The sequence below is a fragment of the Bradyrhizobium sp. 23 genome, assembly GCF_023073295.1.
GTDB lineage: Bacteria > Pseudomonadota > Alphaproteobacteria > Rhizobiales > Xanthobacteraceae > Bradyrhizobium > Bradyrhizobium canariense_D.
The window spans coordinates 80,550-82,848 of the sequence record NZ_JADPJF010000064.1; the positions used below are offsets into that span (position 1 = coordinate 80,550).

The window sequence follows — 2,299 nt, forward strand, 5'->3', positions numbered from 1 at the left end:
CCGTAGCCCTGCGCCACCGTGTCGGACTGCACGTCGCCGTCGTAGTTCTTGCAGGCCCAGACATAACCGCCGGACCATTTCAGCGCGGAGGCGACCATGTCGTCGATCAGGCGGTGCTCGTAGGTCAGGCCCTTGGCGTCGAATTCCTTCTTGAACTCGCGCTCGTAGATGTCCTGGAAGATGTCCTTGAACCGACCGTCATAGACCTTCATGATCGTGTTCTTGGTCGAGAGATAGACCGGGTAGTTACGCAGCAGGCCGTAATTCAACGATGCGCGGGCGAAGTCGATGATGGAATCGTCGAGATTGTACATCTGCATCGCGACGCCGGCGCCGGGGGTCTTGAACACTTCCTTCTCGATGACGGTGCCGTCCTCGCCGACGAACTTCATCGTCAGCGTACCCTTGCCCGGGAACTTGATGTCGGTGGCGCGATACTGGTCGCCATAGGCGTGGCGGCCGATGATGATCGGCTTGGTCCAGCCGGGAACCAGGCGCGGCACGTTCTTGCAGATGATCGGCTCGCGGAAGATCACGCCGCCGAGGATGTTGCGGATGGTGCCGTTCGGCGACTTCCACATCTGCTTGAGGTTGAACTCCTTCACCCGGGCTTCGTCCGGGGTGATCGTGGCGCACTTGACGCCGACGCCGACCTTCTTGATCGCCTCGGCGGCGTCGATCGTGACCTGATCGTTGGTGTGGTCGCGGTACTCCATTCCCAGGTCGAAATATTGCAGCTCGACATCCAGGAACGGGTTGATCAGCTTGTCCTTGATGTACTGCCAGATGATCCGGGTCATCTCGTCGCCATCGAGTTCGACGACGGGGTTGGACACCTTGATTTTTGCCATGATCGGGGAAGCCTCTTGGGAACGGCGCTTGTGGCGCGCCACGGGAATATCCGCCGCCTCTTAGCACCGGGACGCGGCCGGCGAAAGCCAAGGGATTATGCACTTTTAGCTCATCCAGCCTCCGCAGATGGGGGGCGGGAGCAGCCCTGCCGCGGGGACCGGGCTGAGGTTTCAGGCGAGATTCAAAAGTCGAATCCAACCCGTTATTTCCCTTGAGAATTTCGTCAGGACAGGCAAACGACAGGCGAACGGGCGCCGGCCCAAGACCGAGGTCAGACCAGGTCAGGACCGGCCTTGAATCAATTCATGAAGAGCGCCTGTCCAAGACCTTGAGAACCAGTGTGAAAGCGAAGCGAGATGTCCGGGACTGACAAGAGCAAAGCGGGCCTTTCTCTCGACGGTCCCATCGTGATCCTGGTCGAGCCGCAGCTGGGCGAAAACATCGGCATGGCCGCGCGCGCCATGGGCAATTTCGCGCTGAGCCGATTGCGCATCGTCAACCCTCGCGACGGCTGGCCCAACATCGCCGCCCAGCGCGCCGCCGCCGGGGCCGACTATATTCTGGACAAGGTCGAATTGTTTGACACGGTCGGTGAGGCCGTCGCCGACCTCGACCTGCTGTTCGCCACCACCGCGCGTCCCCACGACCAGGCCAAGCCGGTGGTGGGACCGGAAGCCGCAGCTAGCGAGATTTCCGGGCACGCCGCCGCCGGCGGCAAGGCCGGTATCCTGTTCGGCCGGGAGCGCTGGGGCCTGACCAATGAGGAGGTCGGGCTCGCCAACCGCATCATTACGTTCCCGGTCAATCCGGGCTTTGCCTCGCTCAACCTCGCCCAAGCGGTGCTGCTGGTCGGCTACGAATGGTTCAAGCGGGCGACCTCCGGCGAGCTGCCGCACGCCATGCCGGAGCGCTCCGAGCGCGCCTCGCAGCACCAGATGCAGGCCTTCTTCGACAATCTCATCCGCGAACTCGACCGGGTCGAATTTCTGCGCCCGGCCGAGAAGCGCGACACCATGCTGGTGAACCTGCGCAACATCTTCACCCGGATGGAGCCGACCAAACAGGACATGCACACCCTGCACGGCGTGGTGATGGCGATCGCGGAGGGACGGAAAGGACCGGCCAAGGGCGGCGTGCTCGACGGCGAGCAGGCAACGCGCCTGCGCGCGCTGTTGGCCGAGCACGGGCAGGGTGGCGGCGTGCCCGACAGCGGCTCCACCGTGCGCGGCCTCGCCCGTCTGCTCCGCCGCAACCCAACCGATGCCGAGCGGCTGCTTTGGCAGGCCCTTACACGCGACCGCCGCTTCGCAGGCCAGTTCAAGCGCCAGACTCCTGTGGGGCGGCATATCCCGGACTTCGTCTCGTTCCCGCACCGGATCGCGATCGAACTGGTGAACACGGGCGAGAATGAGACGATCGTCGCGGATCGCGCGTCGCGGCGGGCGTG

The 2,299-nt window shown here is 63.7% G+C and carries 2 protein-coding genes; one reads left to right on the plus strand and one right to left on the minus strand.

The annotated features are described in order from the left end of the window. Nucleotides 1-851 (minus strand): NADP-dependent isocitrate dehydrogenase (locus IVB32_RS15405; protein ID WP_247410687.1); only part of this gene is annotated, 851 nt, incomplete at its 3' end. Nucleotides 852-1,208: 357 nt separating this feature from the next. Between IVB32_RS15405 and IVB32_RS15410 the strand changes: the two genes are divergently transcribed. Then, on the plus strand, nucleotides 1,209-2,299 hold a 1,091-nt coding region (locus IVB32_RS15410; RefSeq protein ID WP_247410690.1), incomplete at its 3' end, for a TrmJ/YjtD family RNA methyltransferase.